The 18,115-nt window shown below is 45.8% G+C and carries 18 protein-coding genes; 10 read left to right on the forward strand and 8 right to left on the reverse strand.

What is annotated here, in order from left to right:
* Positions 1-49 precede the first annotated feature (49 nt).
* Positions 50-616, reverse strand: a complete 567-nt coding sequence (locus tag JJ941_RS08810) for a thioredoxin domain-containing protein (RefSeq protein WP_290963958.1) — start codon at positions 614-616, stop codon at positions 50-52.
* A complete protein-coding gene (locus JJ941_RS08815) occupies positions 613-1,785 on the reverse strand; it encodes an IscS subfamily cysteine desulfurase (protein WP_290963961.1) in 1,173 nt (390 codons plus the stop codon). Before JJ941_RS08815 ends, JJ941_RS08810 begins: the two co-directional genes overlap by 4 nt.
* Before the next feature lie 80 nt (positions 1,786-1,865).
* On the opposite strand from JJ941_RS08815, the gene nadC reads away from it, so the two are divergent.
* The 8 genes from nadC to JJ941_RS08855 all read left to right on the forward strand — a co-directional run bounded on the left by nadC (position 1,866) and on the right by JJ941_RS08855 (position 9,697).
* Positions 1,866-2,696, forward strand: coding sequence for a carboxylating nicotinate-nucleotide diphosphorylase (gene nadC / locus JJ941_RS08820; protein WP_290963963.1), 831 nt, complete (start codon positions 1,866-1,868; stop codon positions 2,694-2,696).
* Between the two features lie 128 nt (positions 2,697-2,824).
* A complete protein-coding gene (gene nadA / locus JJ941_RS08825) occupies positions 2,825-3,934 on the forward strand; it encodes a quinolinate synthase NadA (protein WP_290963966.1) in 1,110 nt (369 codons plus the stop codon).
* A gap of 197 nt (positions 3,935-4,131) precedes the next feature.
* A complete protein-coding gene (locus tag JJ941_RS08830; protein WP_290963968.1) occupies positions 4,132-5,850 on the forward strand; it encodes a hypothetical protein in 1,719 nt (572 codons plus the stop codon).
* Between the two features lie 4 nt (positions 5,851-5,854).
* On the forward strand, positions 5,855-6,052 hold the full coding sequence (locus JJ941_RS08835; RefSeq protein WP_255134185.1) for an HU family DNA-binding protein: 198 nt from the start codon (positions 5,855-5,857) through the stop codon (positions 6,050-6,052).
* Positions 6,053-6,055: 3 nt separating this feature from the next.
* Positions 6,056-7,738 carry an SPOR domain-containing protein gene (locus JJ941_RS08840; RefSeq protein ID WP_290963970.1) on the forward strand — a complete coding sequence of 561 codons (1,683 nt, stop codon included), beginning with the start codon at positions 6,056-6,058 and terminating at the stop codon, positions 7,736-7,738.
* A gap of 15 nt (positions 7,739-7,753) precedes the next feature.
* Positions 7,754-8,461: a MotA/TolQ/ExbB proton channel family protein gene (locus JJ941_RS08845; RefSeq protein ID WP_290963973.1), complete on the forward strand. Its 708-nt coding sequence runs from the start codon at positions 7,754-7,756 to the stop codon at positions 8,459-8,461.
* 2 nt (positions 8,462-8,463) lie between these two features.
* Entirely contained in the window at positions 8,464-8,877 is a 414-nt protein-coding gene (locus JJ941_RS08850; RefSeq protein ID WP_255134179.1) for a biopolymer transporter ExbD, read from the forward strand.
* 7 nt (positions 8,878-8,884) lie between these two features.
* On the forward strand, positions 8,885-9,697 hold the full coding sequence (locus JJ941_RS08855) for an energy transducer TonB (RefSeq protein ID WP_290963977.1): 813 nt from the start codon (positions 8,885-8,887) through the stop codon (positions 9,695-9,697).
* Positions 9,698-9,871: 174 nt separating this feature from the next.
* Here JJ941_RS08855 and JJ941_RS08860 read toward each other — a convergent pair whose 3' ends face one another.
* The 4 genes from JJ941_RS08860 to JJ941_RS08875 all read right to left on the reverse strand — a co-directional run bounded on the left by JJ941_RS08860 (position 9,872) and on the right by JJ941_RS08875 (position 15,895).
* Positions 9,872-10,900, reverse strand: coding sequence for a mechanosensitive ion channel domain-containing protein (locus tag JJ941_RS08860; RefSeq protein WP_290963980.1), 1,029 nt, complete (start codon positions 10,898-10,900; stop codon positions 9,872-9,874).
* A 102-nt stretch (positions 10,901-11,002) separates the two neighbouring features.
* A complete protein-coding gene (locus JJ941_RS08865) occupies positions 11,003-13,480 on the reverse strand; it encodes a glycogen/starch/alpha-glucan phosphorylase (protein WP_290963983.1) in 2,478 nt (825 codons plus the stop codon).
* A 130-nt stretch (positions 13,481-13,610) separates the two neighbouring features.
* Complete coding sequence (gene ispE, locus JJ941_RS08870) at positions 13,611-14,486, reverse strand: 4-(cytidine 5'-diphospho)-2-C-methyl-D-erythritol kinase (protein ID WP_290963986.1); 876 nt, start codon at positions 14,484-14,486, stop codon at positions 13,611-13,613.
* Positions 14,486-15,895, reverse strand: coding sequence for an HD domain-containing protein (locus tag JJ941_RS08875; protein ID WP_290963989.1), 1,410 nt, complete (start codon positions 15,893-15,895; stop codon positions 14,486-14,488). The genes ispE and JJ941_RS08875 overlap by 1 nt, the downstream gene beginning before the upstream one ends.
* Before the next feature lie 115 nt (positions 15,896-16,010).
* Here JJ941_RS08875 and JJ941_RS08880 point away from each other — a divergent pair, with 115 nt between their 5' ends.
* Positions 16,011-16,412 carry a universal stress protein gene (locus JJ941_RS08880; protein WP_290963991.1) on the forward strand — a complete coding sequence of 134 codons (402 nt, stop codon included), beginning with the start codon at positions 16,011-16,013 and terminating at the stop codon, positions 16,410-16,412.
* Between the two features lie 145 nt (positions 16,413-16,557).
* The gene (locus JJ941_RS08885) at positions 16,558-17,394 is read left to right on the forward strand and encodes a nucleotide excision repair endonuclease (RefSeq protein ID WP_290963992.1); all 837 of its coding nucleotides are present in this window, start codon (positions 16,558-16,560) and stop codon (positions 17,392-17,394) included.
* A 205-nt stretch (positions 17,395-17,599) separates the two neighbouring features.
* On the opposite strand, the gene JJ941_RS08890 is transcribed toward JJ941_RS08885, so the two are convergent.
* Together JJ941_RS08890 and JJ941_RS15305 are read right to left on the reverse strand one after the other, a co-directional pair.
* Positions 17,600-17,836: a DUF2442 domain-containing protein gene (locus JJ941_RS08890; protein ID WP_255134151.1), complete on the reverse strand. Its 237-nt coding sequence runs from the start codon at positions 17,834-17,836 to the stop codon at positions 17,600-17,602.
* Positions 17,814-18,053, reverse strand: a complete 240-nt coding sequence (locus JJ941_RS15305) for a DUF4160 domain-containing protein (protein ID WP_366069241.1) — start codon at positions 18,051-18,053, stop codon at positions 17,814-17,816. Before JJ941_RS15305 ends, JJ941_RS08890 begins: the two co-directional genes overlap by 23 nt.
* Between the last annotated feature and the right edge of the window lie 62 nt (positions 18,054-18,115).

The following is an 18,115-nucleotide window of genomic DNA, read 5'->3' on the forward strand; positions in this document are numbered from 1 at the left end:
AGCCTTTTGTGCTTTCACGATTTAGTAGCAATAAAATCAAAGGAAACGGTTACGATTTAACCATTGCCTCAATAAGCTGCTTGAACTGCTCAAAGGTGCGCGGGTTGTTCTCCAACTTGGTTCCATTAATGAAGAATGTAGGCGTTGAATTTACGTTCAGACTCAACCCTTCCCGTTTATCTGCCATCACTTTTCGCTGCATATCGGCGGAGTTCATATCATTTCTGAACTGTTCCATATCCAGGTCCAGGCTTTTGGCATATCCGATAAAAATGGCTTCTGCATTTCCACGGGCCCATTGTTCCTGCCCGGCAAAAATCATGTCATGCATTTCCTGGTATTTGTCCTGCTCCCTGGCGGCCTCGGCAACCCGTGATGCCAGTTGCGCATATTCGTGCATATTCAGCGGAAAGTGCTTGGTAGTGATGGAAATCTCAGCTCCATATTCTTCCTTCAGCTGCTCTTCGATGGATACAAAGTATTTACAGGCCGGGCACTGGTAATCACTGTATTTCACAATATTGATTCTCGTTTCCGACTCTCCTGAACCTTGGCTAAATGCCGTGCTGTTGAATAAAAGCCCAAATAGCGTGAGTAAGAATAATCCTCGTTTCATGTCGTCATCCCTTCTTTCTTCTTATGATGATTTACCTTTTCAAAGTGTCTTTTCAAGATACCACTCATTTTTTCAATTATCTGTGGAATCTGTTCCATTTGATTTTCCTTTCCGAACGATAAACGCACAAACTCCTGGGCTTCTTGTTCATCTTTTCCAATGGCCGTCATGGTCTTGTTTGGTTTTTCTGAACCAACCTGACAGGCGCTCCCGGTTGAGATTGCCAGTCCGGCCTGGCTGCATTCCAGCATAAAAAACTGCCCTTCGATACCTGGAAACCGCAAGCCTAAAATATTGGGCACATACTCACGCGGATGCTGCTCTACCACTACCTCATAATCAAGCTTTGCTAATTCGGCTAATAGCTGCTCCTTAAATTTTAGAATTCGATGTTGTTCAGTCTCGCGGTTTTGTGTGATTAACTTGGCTGCCGTTGCAAAAGCTGCAACAGTGGGAACATCTGCTGTTCCGGGCTTAAATTTCTTTTGATTATCTGTATCCGGGAACACCGGTTTCCATTCCAATTTGGGGTTCATCCAAACCGCCCCGCATCCTTTCGGCCCATAAATTTTATGGCTTGAAAGGGAAATGGCGTCCACGTTTAAGGCTTGTACATCTATCGGGATCCGGCCAAAGCTTTGCACACAATCGCTATGAAGCATCACGCTTTTTTCATGAAGAAAAGCACCTATCTTGGCTAAATCCTGAATGGTTCCGATTTCCGAATTCACGTGCTGAATTGAGGCTAGCACGGTGTCTTCCCGAACCAGGTTTTTCAACTCCTCAAAATCCACTTCCCCAAACTCATTTACAGAAACTACCGATACTTCATACCCTTCCTGCTTTAGCTTTAAAAACAGGTTTCTCACCGAAGAATGCTCGATGGGTGTGGTAATCAGGTGTCCCGATTTTTCACCCAGCGAATTCAACAATGAATAGATTGCCAGAAAACTCGATTCCGATGCTCCGGAAGTAAAGAACACATCTTTAGGTCGGGCGTTTAAAGTCCCGGCAATGGTTTTTGCGGATGCTTCCAGTATTTGCTTTGCCGAAGAGCCTTCATCGTGCATACTGCTGGGGTTACCAAAATAATGCTTCGAGACATTTACGTACACCTCCAGCGCTTTGTCACTTATGGGCGTTGTAGCGGCATGGTCCAGGTAAATCATCGACGATCGCTCTTATGTTTAAAAAAAGGTATCTTTGTTGCCCTTTGAAAATAGACAAATAAAACGGCTGATTCACTTTTATGAACCATCTTGAGCTAAAAGAAATTCTGACCAACGCTTTTCGTGAAGATATTGGAATGGGCGACCTGACTTCCGATTCTATTTTTCCCAAAAACCAGCTTGGGAAGGGCGTTTACACCGCTAAGGCTGATGGGGTATTGGCAGGGCTGGAAGTTATAACCGCCGGATACCAAATGTTAGATGAGTCGGCTAAGATTTCCCTTCATAAAAATGACGGTATGCCTGTAAAAGAAGGGGAGAAAATAGCCGAAGTTGAAGCCCCTGTTCAGGTATTACTGAAGGGCGAGCGGGTTATTCTGAATTTGATTCAGCACCTGAGCGGAATCGCCTCATCTACCCGGCAGGTTATTGAGCTGCTTGGAGATCCCAACATTACCATAACCGATACCCGAAAAACATTGCCGGGCCTGCGCTCATTGCAGAAGTATGCCGTACGCTGCGGCGGGGGCAAAAATCACCGCTTCAGGCTGGATGACGGGGTCATGATCAAAGACAATCACATTAAAGCTGCGGGTAACATAAAAAGTGCGGTTGAGCTGGTACGAGCCCAGATTGGACATATGGTTAAAATTGAAGTAGAAACGGAAAATAAAAAGCAGGTGCTGGAGGCAGTAAAAGCAAAAGCAGATGTTATCATGCTCGACAACCGCTCTCCGGAAGAAGTAAAAGAACTGATGCAATTAATCCCTGACGAGATTGTTGTTGAAGTCTCCGGCGGCATCAACCCGGAGAACATCGCCGGTTATAAAGATTGTGGTGCAGATGTAATTTCTCTGGGCTGGCTGACACATTCTGTTAAGGCCCTGGATATCAGTTTTAACCTCGAGTGAGTGGCTTGGCGAAAACGCGAATTCATTGAATTTTTTCTTAACTTTGTGGTTGTTCAATAACTTGAATTAAATCAGCTCGACTTTATCATGCCTTCGGGTTTTGTGACATCGCAGCGAATGTGAGTTTTATGGAAGTTTTAGATGTTTTAGAGATTGAATCCGAAGTATCCCTTCCCAAGCGATACAGTGAGCTTTCCCAGGAAGAAATGGAAGCTCGTATCCTGGAAATAAAAGCCAAATTCGGCGAACGGCTGTTTATTCCGGGTCATCATTACCAAAAGGATGAAGTGATACAGTTTGCGGATGCCCGGGGCGATTCCCTGAAACTTGCTCAAATCTGTGCCGAAATGCCCAATGCTGAATTTATTGCATTCTGTGGCGTTCACTTTATGGCCGAAACGGCTGATATGCTCACCGGACCAGATCAAAAAGTAATTCTCCCTGACATGCGCGCCGGTTGTTCGATGGCAGATATGGCCGATATCGATCAAACCGAGCTGGGCTGGGTGAAAATGCAGGAAATTTGGGGTGATACCATCTTGCCACTTACCTACGTCAACTCTACCGCAGCCATCAAGGGCTTTGTAGGCAAACATGGCGGAGCCACGGTGACCTCCTCTAACGCCAAAAAAATGCTGGAATGGGCCTTCACCCAAAAAGAGCGCATTCTGTTTTTACCAGATCAACATTTGGGCCGAAATACGGCTTTCGACCTGGGAGTTCCTCTCGATCAGATGGCCATTTGGGCTCCCATTGAAGGGGAGTTCATCTATGACGGCGATTTTGAAGATGTGAAAGTTATTCTCTGGAAAGGGCACTGCTCTGTTCATGAGAAGTTTAATATTAAGCACATCGAAAATCTTCGCAAGCAGGAACCTGACACAAAAATTCTGGTTCATCCCGAATGCACCTATGATGTGGTTCAGGCTTCCGACTTCAACGGCTCCACCAGTTTTATCATTGATACCGTTGAAAATGCTGAGCCCGGTACAAAATGGGCCATCGGCACCGAAATGAACCTGGTGAACCGGCTGGCACAGGAAAACCCGGATAAAGAGATTGTTTCCCTGAACCCGTTTATGTGTCCCTGCCTGACGATGAATCGCATTGATCTTCCACATTTACTGTGGGCGCTGGAGAAGCTGGAAGAGGGAGAAGTGGTTAATCAAATAACCGTGCCTGAAGCCGTGGCAAAAAATGCGGTGCTTGCATTAAACCGAATGCTGGAGCGGTCTTGATATCAACCCCGTCATTCCACACTTGATGAGGAATCTCTGAGCTAAGATCATTTTGTTTTCAATCAGGGAATAGTAGTCTTTGAGACTTCCATTCGCGTTTTATGAGGAACACAAACCAACATTTCACGGTACATCTTTTCGTTAGTAAACGCTTAATCCTTCCTATAAAAATTAGTACATTCAGGAAACGCAGTTCCATGATGAGATCAAGACCGCTATTATTTACCCTATTTATTCTTTTTTGCCCGATTTTCGCCTTTGCACAGGGCGGACAACAAGGGGCTGATAATTCCCTTTTACCGGAAATTAACCCTCAGGATATTGAGATTCGAAGTGAATTCCAGGCACGCTTTCCGGGCCTCAGACGACAGCCGATTTTGGGCTTCAACCCAAAGCCGCGGGTTTTCCAGATCGATCCCAACCGCATGCCTTTTATGGAGACGAGGGAAGAAGCCGTAGCCGATATCTCTATCACTCAACTCGGCCGCCCAGCACCCCCTCAACGATCTGTTCTCACCAATCCGGATCGCATAAATGCTTACATAAGAGGTGGTTTTGGCAGTTTTATCACGCCGGAGCTGAATGGGTATGGGTTTTATAAGCTGAATGAAAAAAGCCTGATTTCTGCCGATGTAAACATGCGGGCTTCAGATGGACACTTAGACAATCAGGTAAGCTCCTTTCGATATTTGGATGCCAATGTAAGTTACATAACCAGGGTTCAGGATGATCTCAGGCTTACCATTGATGTGGGAGGGCTAAGCGATTATAATGATCTGTTTAACCTCTCCGATAATTTACAGCAGAATTTTATTGGTAAAACATCCAACAAAAGTTATACCGGAGGCTCTGCGCAGATTTCGCTTCAACAGTCCAGGAATACACTGACCGGATGGCGAGCCGCTTTAGGAGGAAATGTATTTAATACTTCATTAGATGCCGGAAACTCCGGCCTTTCAGGAGATTTGGATGAGCAGATTGGTCATGCTACATTTTCTTACTACTGGCCGGGTAATCGCCTTTATGAAACCTTTGATATTAGCGCCTCTATTGAAGCCGGAAACTATTCCAACCCTGTATCATCCGATCAAAGCTGGGTAGATGCCGAAGCTTCTTTTGAGTATGAGCGATTGTTGAACTTCAGTACCAGAATCAGTGGAAAAGGAGGAATTGAGTATATCTCAGATCCAACCACCAGCAAGATCTATTTTACTCCTGAGATCCGAATTAAACATAACTTTAGCAACGCTCTTTCTATTTCAGGAACAGTCTTTGCTAAACCTGAAATGCATACTCAGCAATCACACCACCAGTACAATCGATTCCTGAATGTTCAGAATCAACTTCGTCATGCTTATCACCTTGGGACTACCGGCGAAGTCAATTTCCAGCTGTTTGATGGCAACCGGATTTTTGGAGGAGTTAATTACCGTCACGTTAAAGATTATGCATATTACCGGCGTCAGACACTCCCGCCATCCAATACCGCAGGCTTTTATGAAATTAACTATGCAGAAGCTAACATCTTTGAACTCTACGCCGGAGCCAGCCAGCAATTACTTCCTGAGAAATTCTGGTTTGACGGGAAAGTGTATGTTCGCAGCCCAAAGTTAAGCGGGGGCGGATTTATACCTTATGAAGAGAAGCTTGGGGTAGAAGGAGCTATTTCATATAAAGTGATAAAAGAACTTACAATTAACGGTTGGGCAGAATATATTGGCTCACGGGAAGCGCCGGCGGCAAACTCAGATTTAAGTGCTTACGTACTGCTTAATGCCGGAGTTGAATATCAAATTAATGATACCTTTGGCGTTTATGCCAAACTATTAAATCTTTTGGGACAGGAATATGAAATTTGGAATGGATATCAGGAACGACCATTCCAGGTTTTCGGAGGTTTAACCATAAAATTCTAATAACATGACAAACGAGTTTTTAGAAGCGTTGGGAATTGTGATTCGTGATCAAATAATCATGAAGAATTCCGTAGAAATAAAAGGCTTGGGTACATTTAAAGCCGTTCATCACAATCAAAAACAAGAAAAACAGGCCGATGGTACCAATGTGATGATCCCCCCAAAAGACACCGTTGAATTTACAGCAGAAAATAAGGGGTAAGTCATGCATATAGATCATCAAAAACTGGTAGAGCTGCTCACCGAAACTTCGGGAATTGAAAAAGAGACGGTTGAAAGTCAGCTCGAAGAACTCGTTGAAGAAATTAAAGAAGCCATTACCGAAGGCGATGCTTACGAAGTATCCGGGCTGGGGGTTTTTAGCGGAATAGGAAATAATATTCTCTTTATCCCTTCGGATGATTTTGCCACCGAAATAAATTACAAGTACGTGGGCATGGAGCCGATAGAGATGGATGACGCGGCTCCGGAAACCACCGAAGAAGCCCCTCAACCAGAAGAAGATGAAGATGCCTCTGAAGAATCGGATGAGGTTGTAGCTGATGCCGGTGAGGATGATGATCCTTTTGGCGGACTCCTTGAAGATGAAGGCGAGGAGGACGAAGAACCCCCTTCTTTTGAGCTGGATGACAGCGACGATGAACCAATTGATGAAGACACCTCCGAGGACATTGAAGAATTTGCCGATGAAGAGGAAGAAGCACCTTTTGATTTTGCTGATGAAGACCTTGAGGACGACACGGAAGAAGAAATTTCGGATGCCGAAGAACCCAAACCGGGTCCCGATAAGTGGGGAATTGATACCTATAAAGATGATTCGGCAGAGCGCACTTTCTCCGGCTTATTAGGAGATAAAGATGATGAGGAAGCAGAAGAATCCTCAGAAACTGATGATTCTGACCTGGCGGCTGAATTGAACAAGCAACTGTCTGAAGGAGACGATGAAGACGATTCTCTGGATGCTCTGTTCGGGGATGCCGATGTAGAAGAAGAACTGGATGACGAGAGTGGCGGTGAAGACGATCCTTTCGCTGCCCTTGCCGGAGATGAAGAAGAATCGGAAGAAACCCCGGACGAGCTTATAGATTCAGATGTTATAGAAGAGGATCAGGATGAAATCATCCCGGTTATTACCAACCTCGCCTCTGAAGAAACCAAAAAGAAACGCGCTGAACAGGAAAAAGAGCAGCCCGATCAAAAAGAAGAAGAGACGGCTGAAAAGGAAGACGAATCCTCCAAGAGACCGAATCGCCCGTCTACATCGAGGGACTCCCAGGGAGCACCGGTACTGCTTTGGGTATTGTTAATTATCGTTCTGCTGGCCGGAGGAACTTATGGGCTGGGATATTTCGGAGTGGTAAACATTCCGGGAATCACCCCACAAGCACCTCAACAGGCTTCCGCAACTCAACCTGATCCGGTTCCACTTCCTCCTGCTGATGAAACCCCGACTCAGCCCGCTCAACAAAACAATCAAACCAACCAGGGGCAGGGTGATTCTGAAACATCGTCTGATGACGAACCCGCCCCACAGGAAGCTCAAAATCCACCTCAGGAACAAGCAACTGATAATCAGGTATCACAAAGTGAAGCGGTTCCTGCCGGACAACCTATGTATGGGTTGAATGGTGTCGTAAACCCGAATGCTAATGACGGCTATACCATCGTGGTTTACTCATTGAGCAGCGAACGCAATGCCAAGTCCATAGAGAAAGAGTTAAGCGATGACGGTTATCGTGTGCTTTTGGCCACCATAACTTCACAACAATATGGACGACTTTGGCGCGTAAGTTTAGGGCAGTTCGAATCGATGCGTAATGCTGCCATTGCCGCAGAAACCCTCGATTCACCCCTTTCAGAAAATTATTTCATAACCAAAATTAACTAAACGAATATCATCTACATGCACTTATTGCTGATTTTTTTGCAAGACACGGCCTCGGTTGATTCTCTGATGGCCATGCAGGAAGAGACCGTCACCTTTTTCGACCTTTTGATCGAGGGTGGCGTTTTAATGATCCCCATCTTTCTTCTGTTCGCCATCTCGGTTTATGTAATCGTTGAACGCTGGAGCGCGGTGAACCGGTCTCATGTAGAACCGGAAAAATTTCTTTCCACCATCGAAAGCATGCTTAAATCCGGAAAAGGGGGTGCCTCTAACGCTATGGATTATTGTGATGAGTTTGATAAGCCCATTGCCCGAATTATTAAAGCGGGTATTAAACGGCTGGGAAGGCCCCTTCGTGATATCGAGGATGCTATTGATAATGCCGGAAAGAAAGAGATTTTCTTCCTGGAAAAACGCATGAACTGGCTGGCTACCGTTGCCGGTGTGGCGCCGCTGCTGGGATTCACCGGTACCGTAACCGGTATGATCGAAGCCTTTATGGATATTCAGTCGCTTCAGGGAAATGTAAACCCGAGCGTGCTGGCCGGAGGTATATGGGAAGCCTTGATTACCACCGCTGCAGGACTGATTGTCGGTTTGATTGCCTACGGCTTCTACAACTTTCTGCTGGGCAAAATAAACCGTTCTATCTTTGAATTGGAAAATGCTTCGGCTGATTTCCTTGATCTGCTTCAATCACCAGCAAAAAAAGAGAATAACTAATTATGTCGCGCGATTTCAGACGTGGAGATAAAAAGCTGCCGCCGCTGTCGCTGTTCTCACAGTCGTCGCTGACGGATATTGTACTGTTGCTGCTTATTTTCTTTTTGTTGACCTCCTCTTTCGTTACCAATTTTGGTATTCGTGTTGAAGTACCCAAGGCAGAAAGCAGCGCGGCAACAGAGGCTCAATTCATATCGGTAGCCGTTACTAAAGACGGTGAGTTTTATGTGGACGGTGATTTAACCGCCCGCGGATCGCTGGCAACGGCTATCCGAAACGCCCGAAATAATAAGCCCCAGGGAACCGTTGTATTGAGAGCTGACAAAGATGCCAAAGTTGATGATGCCGTTCGCGTTATGAATGTAAGCAAGGCTTTGAATCTTAAAATTATAATGGCCACCGAACAAGGCTCATAATCACCCCATGAATTTCACGGAAGACGATCGCTTAGCATTGTACGTAACCTTCGGGTTAAATACGGCTTTATTGCTGTTCTCCCTTTGGTTCACCTTAGATATGAACCGAAATGCGCGCCCGTCTTACATTGAAGTGGAATTCGGAGAGTTTAAAACCGGCCAGCTTGCCGAGTACTCAGAAGTGAAGAATGAGCAGGTTGCACAGCGTCCCAATCCCTCCGAAACAGAACCCGAAGAGCCGGTTGAAGAAGCGCCGGAACCGGAAGTAACCCCGCAGGAAACAACCGAAGAACAAACTAAGGCCGTTGACCTGTCTGACCAGGTAGAAGACGTTCAGGAAGATCCGGTTTCAACCCCGGAAACAGAAAAGATTGACCCAAATCAGGAAGAAAACAAACCTGAGGAAGAAGAGGTGGAAGTGCCGCCTGTAGCCAAAGAGAATGAGACATCTACCGATGGTGCAAAAGAAAGCGGTGATGTGGACGGTGCCCGTGGCGATATGAATTCTGACCAGGGAATTGGTAATGATGAAGAGAAAACCTCTCCTTATGAACTGAAGTGGGAGGGAGAAATTGACCGCTCACCGATGGTTCAGCCTCTTCCTGAAAACACCTCCAATACCGAGGGCGTAATTACCGTTCGGTTTGAAGTTCGTCCCGATGGCACCGTTGGACGAATCATCCCCATCAAAAAAATGAACCCGGAATTAGAGAGAGAAGTAATGAGTACGCTCCGTACCTGGCGCTTTTCACGACTACCGGGCGGTGTGCCACAGCAAACCCAGTGGGGTACTATAACTTTTCGTTTTGTGTTTGATTAACATTTAAATCCCACGACATTAAGAGTTGTCACACTGAACTTGATTCAGGGTCTGAGGGGGATATCTGTCCGATATATTGAGAATCTTTCGCTAACTGCTCACCCTTTTCAGATGCTGAATCAAGTTCAGCATGACAACAAAACAAGTGACTTCTGTAGAAGTGTTGACCTCACCCTAATCTTCCCCTGATTCTTTCTTCGAAGTTTTGGAGTCTTCGGAGCCGTGTTTAACATCATCCTTGTCAAAATTCAGTCCCGAGCGTACATGTAAATCTCTTTGCGGGAAGGGGATCTCGATATCGTATTCGGCAAACTTTCTGACGATCGCCTGATTCAACGAATTCTGAACCTGATACCTTTTCTTCACATCCGGGATCCAGGCCAGTAATTTCATGTCCCAGGAGGAATCTCCAAAACTGCGGAGCTGCACTTCATGATTGGGGGTTTTAAGCACATCCTCGCTCTCTTCGGCTACTTCATTGAGAGCCTTCAACACATTATCAAGATCTGAGGAATAAGACACGCCTACATTGATGCCTAACCGATAGGTGGGATCACCATGGGAAAAGTTAATCACATCTTTGGACACAAACTCTGAATTCGGAACTATGATGGAGATGTTATCCAGCGTTTTTACTTTGGTAGAGCGGATATTTATTTCCTCTATATCCCCTTCAATATTATTAACCATCACGCGATCGCCGACTGAAATCGGACGTTCAAAAAGCACAATCAAACCCGAAATGAAATTTGAAGTGATGTTCTGTAATCCAAAACCAATACCAACCGACAGGAAACCAAAAATTACCGCCAGCCCCGTCATGTTTATACCCAAAAACTGAAAGGATATAAACACCCCTATAACTACCACCACATACTGAGACATCCTCGACAGGGTGTAACGAAGTCCGCCATCTTTAACGAAGCGGGGCAATATTTTGCGGTTCAGCATTCTCTTTGTGAAAGACGCCAGAAATGAAAAGCCCACCAGAAGAAGAATGAAAATAATCAGCTTCAGAAAGGTAACCGGCGTATTCTGAATAGAAAACAGCTGTACCTGAAGCAAGTCCCAGATATAAATAAAAAATTCAGACAGAGAGTAATCCGTCGGGTTGGGGATATTTACCGAATCTGCCTGTATAAGACCGCTGTCGGGAGCAAGAGAATCGATTTGAGAAGGCGCTGTTGTAGGAAGTTGATTCATAGAGCCAAATGTAATGGATTGAAACAAAAAACCCACAAATATTTTCAATGTGTAATCGAAGGCCGGGCCATGCAAGCCATAACCCGGCTTTCATTTTTTTACTTATTTATCGAGGCTTACTTTCGGTGCCTTCCAAATTTCATCGTTGTAATCGTTGATGGTTCGGTCGCTCGAAAACTTCCCGATATTCGCCGTATTCAGGATGGCCTTGCGGTTCCATTCGTCCTTATCTTTGAATAAAGCCGACACTTCTTTCTGCTTATTCACATAGGCTTCGTAATCAGCAAGCACCATGAAGTAATCTCCCTCATGCAGCAGCGCATTAATGATCGGCTGAAAAAGTTCTTTATCGCCATTACTGAAGAAGCCATCGCGGATTTGATCCAGCGCCTGCTTCAATTCTTCGTTGGCGTTGTAGTAATCCCACGGGTTGTATCCCTCGCGGCGCAGCTGATCGATATCCTCTTCTTCCAGCCCAAAGATGAAAATGTTCTCGTCGCCCACTTCTTCTTTGATTTCCACATTGGCGCCATCCAGCGTACCGATAGTAAGGGCACCGTTCAGGGCGAACTTCATGTTACCTGTTCCGGATGCTTCCATTCCCGCTGTTGAAATTTGCTCGGAGAGATTGGCTGCCGGAATCAGTTTTTCTGCCAGCGTTACGCTGTAGTTCTGCAGGAATACACACTTCAGTTTTTGATTCACTTCCGGGTCGTTATTCACCACTTCGGCAATGCTGTTTATTAGTTTAATGTGAAGTTTGGCCATGGTGTAGCCCGGGGCCGCTTTTCCGGCAAAAATCACGGTGCGTGGAGTCATATCCAGGTCCGGATTTTCTTTCAGGCGATTGTACAACGTAATTACATGCAGGGCAGCCATCAGCTGACGTTTGTACTCATGAATCCGCTTAATCTGAATATCGAACATCGACTCAGGATCTACATCCAGGTCATTATGCTCTTTAATGTATTCAGCCAGATGCTTTTTGTTCTCCAGCTTAATCTCTGCGAACTTCTTCCTGAATTTCTTGTCGTCGGCAAACTTGTTGATTTTTTTCAGCTCATCGAGTGCCGTAATCCAGTCGTCCCCGATTTTGTCTGAAATGAGATCAGACAGGGCGGGATTGCATTGCTTCAGCCAGCGGCGGGGTGTAATCCCGTTGGTCTTGTTGGTGAATTTATCCGGATACATCTCGTCAAAATCACGGAACATGGAATCTTTCAGCAGGCGGGAGTGCATCGCCGCCACGCCGTTTACTTTGTGAGATCCTACAATTCCCAGGTGCGCCATATGAACCACCGGCTGTTCGCCTTCGCCCACAATACTCATGCGACTCTGACGGTTTTTATCGTCCCCCAGCTTAATCTTAACATCGTCGAGGAAGCGACGGTTAATTTCGTAAATAATATTCAGGTGGCGGGGCAGCAGGTTCCTTACTAAGGAAACCGGCCATTTTTCGAGCGCCTCCGGAAGTAACGTGTGGTTGGTGTACGCCATGGTATCTACGGTGATATCCCAGGCTTTATCCCAATCCATGTGTTCTTCGTCCAGCAGGTAACGCATTAGTTCCGGTATCGCCAGGTTTGGGTGGGTATCATTACACTGAATGGATACTTTTTCCGGGAACTTGGTGAAATCAGATGACTGCTTTTTGAAGCGACGGATGATATCCTGCATGGATGCCGAAACCAGGAAGTATTCCTGCTTAAGGCGTAGCTCTTGCCCTACAAATACTTTGTCGTTCGGATAAAGTACTCGCGAAATATTTTGCTCCAGCTGGTTATCACGAACCGCATCAATGTATTGGCCCTGGTTAAAGCTCTTCAGGTCGATCCCGGCCGATGATTCCGCTTTCCATAATCTCAGGTAGTTAACAATGCCATTGTCGTATCCCGGGATGGGCGTATCGTAAGCCACTGCTTTAACACGATGCGTATTTTCCCATCCGTAATGAGTATTTCCATTGCTGGATTGTAGGGTGGTCTGATTCCCATAAAATTCTACAGGGTACTGCACTTTAGGCCGAACCGTATCCCAGGGGTTGCCATATTTCAGCCATAGATCCGGCCGCTCAATCTGGTAACCATCCTTAATTTTTTGATAAAAAATTCCGTAATCGTACCGTATGCCATGACCTATTGCCGGAATCCCCAATGTTGCCATCGAATCGAGGAAGCAGGCTGCAAGTCTTCCAAGGCCTCCATTTCCAAGTCCGGCATCCCATTCCTGATCCCGTATTTCTTCATAGGAAAGGTCAAGGTCGTCGAGAGCTTCGGCTACAAGGTCGCGCACGTCCAGGTTTACCAGCATGTTGTCCAAGAGACGACCAATCAGGTACTCCATGGAAAGATAGTACACCCGCTTAGCATTGGATTTATAGAAGTGCTGCTGGGTTTTCAGCATCCGGTCGTTCAGGCGATCCATAATGGTAAGCGCCACGCTTCTGTACTTATCCCAGCTGGTGGTTGAAAACTCATCTTTAGCCAGGGTATGACGCAGGTGCAGTTTAATATCTTCGCGAAGCGAATCCTTATCCATCCCGGATCTGATATTCACTCCATTTGTTTTTTTGGTACTCATAAATGCTGGTCCTTAATAAATAATCTTAAATCTTTTTTCGGGTGATGATTAATGAAGTGATGAAGTTTTATCTGTTAATAATGTATCCCATTCATAATATGGATACTTCATCATTCGTCACTTATCACTCTCACTCTTCCTTTACATAAATGCCGGTATCAGGCTCAAACTTTGGCCGGGTGAGATTCGCCGGAAATCCGAGCTTATGAAACGACTCATAGGCGTTAATTGCAACAAAATCCTGCTGAAAAACGCCAAAAACACTGGAACCGCTTCCGCTCATACTGGCATAGTCGGCGCCGAACTCATACAGTTGATCTTTCAAATTCCCAACCAGGTGGTGACGGGGGAATACAGCAGGCTCCAGCTGATTCATCAGCAGGTAACGCCATTCTTCCGGCTCTTCATCAAGAAGCACGTTTTTAAGGGAGAATTCAGGCTCCGGATTGGGTTCACAAAACTGATAGGCTTCGGCCGTGCTACTTTCAATATCCGGGAAAACGGTTACAACCCAGGCATCGGGCTGAATGTCCAGCTCTTCAATTTCTTCTCCGATTCCCGTTGCAAAACCAGGCTTCCCCTTGATAAAAAAGGGAACATCAGCGCCCAGCTTTTTCCCGAGCTGCATTAAGTCATGCTCATTCAGGCCGAGATTTGCAATCTTATTCATCATGCGAAGGGTAGTGGCCGCATTACTGCTTCCGCCCCCCAAACCAGCACCCGCCGGAATGTTCTTTTCCACCTCTATATAGAACTCATCTTTAAGGCCCGCTTCTTGTTGCAGCAGCTTGATGGCTTTTACAATCAGGTTGGAATCGTCCACCGGAATTTTTTCATCACTCATCACCAGCTCCATGCGGGGGGCGTGTTTAACTTCAAAACGGTCGTTCCATTCTATAAAACAAAAGCCGGTTTCAATGGTGTGATATCCATTTTCCAGCCGCTCGAGTACATTCAGCCCGAGGTTAATTTTTGCGTGTGAATTTGAAATCCAGAGTTCTGCCATCAGTTCAAAAAATCTTCTTTATGTTTCATCATATAGTCAAACGCGGCATCGTGATCGTTGGGAATATCGCCATTCAGGATCGCCTCCTTCACCGCATCTTTTACATCACCCACTGTGCGACTGGGTTCAATATCGAGCGCCTCCATGATTTCCTCCCCGGAAAGCGGGTTCTTCCAGTTGCGGATGCGGTCTTTTTCTTCTACTTCTTTAATGCGCCGCTCCACATAATCAAAGTTCTTTTGGTAGCGCTCTTGCTTGTAATCGTTCTTTGTGGTCACATCAGCCCTGCACAGTTTCATCAGATCGTCAATGTCATCACCAGCCTCATAAATTAAGCGGCGTATCGCACTATCCGAAACTTCATCTGAAACCAGGGCAATGGGACGCAGATGCAATCGCACCAGCTTCCTCACATAACGCATGCGTTCATCCAGCGGAAGACCCAACCGGCGGAATATTTTTTTGGTCCACTTGGCTCCCAGGGCATCGTGACCGTGAAACGTCCACCCGACCCCTTCCTGAAAGCGCTGAGTTGGAGGTTTGGCGATATCGTGCATGATGGCCGACCATCGCAACCACAAATCTGCATCCATCTCAATCACATTGTCCAGCACCTTAAGGGTGTGCCAGAAATTATCTTTATGGCGAACGCCCTTCACTTCCTTCACGCCATGCAGGTTGTGCATTTCAGGGAAGAACTCTTTCAGCAATCCCGTTTTAAAAAGCATGGTGAAACCCAGCGAGGGATTATCACTCATAATAATTTTATTCAGCTCTTCAATGATGCGCTCTTTGGAAATAATGTTGATGCGCTCCGACATTTCGGTAATGGCATCAAAGGTGTTTTCCTCAATCCGGAAATTCAGCTGAGAGGCAAAACGAATGGCCCGCATCATACGCAGGGGGTCGTCATCAAAGGTTTTTTCCGGGTCGATGGGAGTGCGGATGAGCGCCCGTTCCAGGTCATCCATCCCGCCAAAAGGATCGTTCAGCTCTCCAAAGTTCTCCCTATTCAACGACCACGACAGGGCGTTGATGGTTAAATCGCGCCGGAGCTGATCGTCTTCCAGGGTTCCGTCTTCCACAATGGGTTTGCGGGAGTTCTTCCGGTAGCTTTCTTTTCGGGCGCCCACAAACTCCAGCTCCAGATCTCCGGTTTTAACCTGTGCGGTTCCAAATTGCTTATATACAGCCAGCGAGGAGCCTTTTATCTTTTCCGAAACTTTGCGGGCCAGCTTAATCCCGGACCCAACTGTAACAAAGTCGATATCTATCTCTCCTTGTTTAGAGCGGTTGAGATAATAATCTCTAACGTAACCGCCAACCACATACACCGGACAGTCCAATTCCTGTGCAGCATCGCTGATGATAGTAAATACGTTTTGATGTTCGGGCGGTATGTTTTGCATGTGTTTCAAAGCATGCCAAAGATAGGAATGTTAGCGATTGCTTTCAGAGGAGAACTAAGATATTTTCAAGGATATTAATTCATACATTAAAGACCGTTTAACAAATAAATAGTCTATGGGAAATGCAAAAAAGTGGGTAATTGCTACCAACGGTACAAAATATGCCAGTGCGGCGGTTAAATATGCAGCCGAGCTTTTTCGGGATTTACGCACCGAGCCGGAAGTTTACATTCTGGTGGTAGCCATCGATGATAACTCCCTCACCGAGGCCAAAGCTATTCTGGAGATGGCCAAATACTCTTTTGAAGACATCGCCGGCAAAGAGGGCCCGCTTACTCCTTATGTGGAAACGGGCGAGCCGGGAAAAGTGATTGTGGAGCAAATGCAAAAGCTGAAAGCCGATCACCTTTTTATAGGAGGAGCCGATTTTAAGTGGGATATCAATGACGAAGGTCCCGGCGGAATCAGTAATTATATTATCGAGAATATTTCCGGCGGGGTTACGCTGATTAAGTAGGGCATCGATCTTTTTAGTTTGAGGCAGAGCCTCATTTAATCTATGAGTTCGACTCTAAGTTTTTTTCCAAAAAATCCCATTCCCCTTTTAGTCGCTATTCTTCTATTTTAGCTTTTGTTGTTAGCAATCAAATAAATTTCCGTTCGTGACTTTAGACCTGTTTGAACCCACTGCCATCACCCAAAAAGAGCGGGTAAACAAAGCCATGGGAGGGGAGCTTCCTCCCCATGAGCCGGGCGTTTATACCATGTACGACAAGCACGATCAGGTTCTCTATGTGGGAAAGGGAAAAGACCTGCAGCAGCGCATTACTTCGTACCGGTATTCGAAGTCCAAAAAAGTACAGCGGATGATTGCCCACCTGGAGCGCATCAGCTACGAAGTGTGCAATACGGAAACGGATGCCATTCTGCTCGAAAACCTGCTTATTCGTTCGTTACGGCCGCCCTTTAATCACGCCAATAAAAAACCAGAGACCTATTATTATATTTCCACGGCGCGGAGAGGTAATAAAAAGGAATTTCGGTTATCGATGCGGGTGCTGGATGATTATCCGGAAGTGTACGGCTGCTTTAAAGGTCACCTTAAAACACGTAAAGGACTCGGCGCCCTGCTAAAGCTGCTGTTTGTGCAGGAAACGAGCATCACCAGCGCTCATTATCTGCCCAGCCAGCTTTTAAACCGAATAACCCCGCAAAAATTTCAGCTTCGGCTGGATGAGAAATCCGGATTTTTAGTAGATCAGTTTCTGAAAGGGTCTTCCAGCCTGCTGGCCGATCAATTGGAGGAACATATTCTGAGCCTGAACTTCAAGGACCGGTTTACTGAAAATTATTTTGATAACGAACTGGAACTGCTTCGGATGTTTTTCACCCTGGGTCCGCAACGAAACTACCGGATGAAGAACGAACTTGGGCTGCGTTCAGCGTTGATCAATCAGGATGAAATTGATGACCTGCTGGCGCTAATGAATGAAGGGTAAGGGGAATCATTCATTGTTGAAGTGAGGGGGTAGAGTTGCTTCTTCCAGTGTATTAGGGCTCAGTGGTATTAGTTATATGTTCCGCCGCGGAGCGATCGGAACAAGAGCGGGGGTTAGGAGTTTTTGATGAATTTAGACCATTGTTGCTTCACTCAAAATCTCGGTCTGACGTTCTGCGTAGGAGCGAATTCTGTATTTTGGCTTTTTAATGCAGAAAGCCTTCAATTGATAAATCTTCGTCAAGCTCTTCCCAATGGATGCCAACCCCGCCGCCTATAAAACGCCATTCATTCAGATCCTCTTTTTTCGCATCTCTTAATTTTGGATACCATTCTAAGGGCACAGCAATCTCTCTTCCATCTTCAAGAAGCGCATACAACTTGCTATCATCGAACCAAATTTCCGTTGCCCTGGTAGGTTTATTTTTTACTAAAGTATTCATTCCATGCCTCCTCGAGATGTTCTCTATGTTCCTCAACAAGTTTCCTGATCTTATTTAACTCAGTAGAGTGATAACCAGTAGAATATGCAATGGAAACAGGGTTAATCCAAAACTTACAGTATCCATCACCACTCTCAATATGAACATGAACGGGTTCATTTCCTTCGTTGCTAAAGAAAAAGAACCTGTATCCGTCTATTCTTAAAACCGTTGGCATACCCTTATATTACAAAAAAAGTTAGAAACTCACTCTGCGCTGGATCGGAAAATGATGACTTG

The organism is Gracilimonas sp. (genome assembly GCF_017641085.1).
Taxonomy (GTDB): Bacteria; Bacteroidota; Rhodothermia; order Balneolales; family Balneolaceae; genus Gracilimonas.

Coding starts and splice junctions, on each gene's coding strand:
- JJ941_RS08810 (WP_290963958.1), bottom strand. CDS start 616: ATGAAACGAGGATTATTCTTACTCACGCTATTTGGGCTTTTATTCAAC.
- JJ941_RS08815 (WP_290963961.1), bottom strand. CDS start 1,785: ATGATTTACCTGGACCATGCCGCTACAACGCCCATAAGTGACAAAGCG.
- nadC (WP_290963963.1), top strand. CDS start 1,866: ATGAACCATCTTGAGCTAAAAGAAATTCTGACCAACGCTTTTCGTGAA.
- nadA (WP_290963966.1), top strand. CDS start 2,825: ATGGAAGTTTTAGATGTTTTAGAGATTGAATCCGAAGTATCCCTTCCC.
- JJ941_RS08830 (WP_290963968.1), top strand. CDS start 4,132: ATGATGAGATCAAGACCGCTATTATTTACCCTATTTATTCTTTTTTGC.
- JJ941_RS08835 (WP_255134185.1), top strand. CDS start 5,855: ATGACAAACGAGTTTTTAGAAGCGTTGGGAATTGTGATTCGTGATCAA.
- JJ941_RS08840 (WP_290963970.1), top strand. CDS start 6,056: ATGCATATAGATCATCAAAAACTGGTAGAGCTGCTCACCGAAACTTCG.
- JJ941_RS08845 (WP_290963973.1), top strand. CDS start 7,754: ATGCACTTATTGCTGATTTTTTTGCAAGACACGGCCTCGGTTGATTCT.
- JJ941_RS08850 (WP_255134179.1), top strand. CDS start 8,464: ATGTCGCGCGATTTCAGACGTGGAGATAAAAAGCTGCCGCCGCTGTCG.
- JJ941_RS08855 (WP_290963977.1), top strand. CDS start 8,885: ATGAATTTCACGGAAGACGATCGCTTAGCATTGTACGTAACCTTCGGG.
- JJ941_RS08860 (WP_290963980.1), bottom strand. CDS start 10,900: ATGAATCAACTTCCTACAACAGCGCCTTCTCAAATCGATTCTCTTGCT.
- JJ941_RS08865 (WP_290963983.1), bottom strand. CDS start 13,480: ATGAGTACCAAAAAAACAAATGGAGTGAATATCAGATCCGGGATGGAT.
- ispE (WP_290963986.1), bottom strand. CDS start 14,486: ATGGCAGAACTCTGGATTTCAAATTCACACGCAAAAATTAACCTCGGG.
- JJ941_RS08875 (WP_290963989.1), bottom strand. CDS start 15,895: ATGCAAAACATACCGCCCGAACATCAAAACGTATTTACTATCATCAGC.
- JJ941_RS08880 (WP_290963991.1), top strand. CDS start 16,011: ATGGGAAATGCAAAAAAGTGGGTAATTGCTACCAACGGTACAAAATAT.
- JJ941_RS08890 (WP_255134151.1), bottom strand. CDS start 17,836: ATGAATACTTTAGTAAAAAATAAACCTACCAGGGCAACGGAAATTTGG.
- JJ941_RS15305 (WP_366069241.1), bottom strand. CDS start 18,053: ATGCCAACGGTTTTAAGAATAGACGGATACAGGTTCTTTTTCTTTAGC.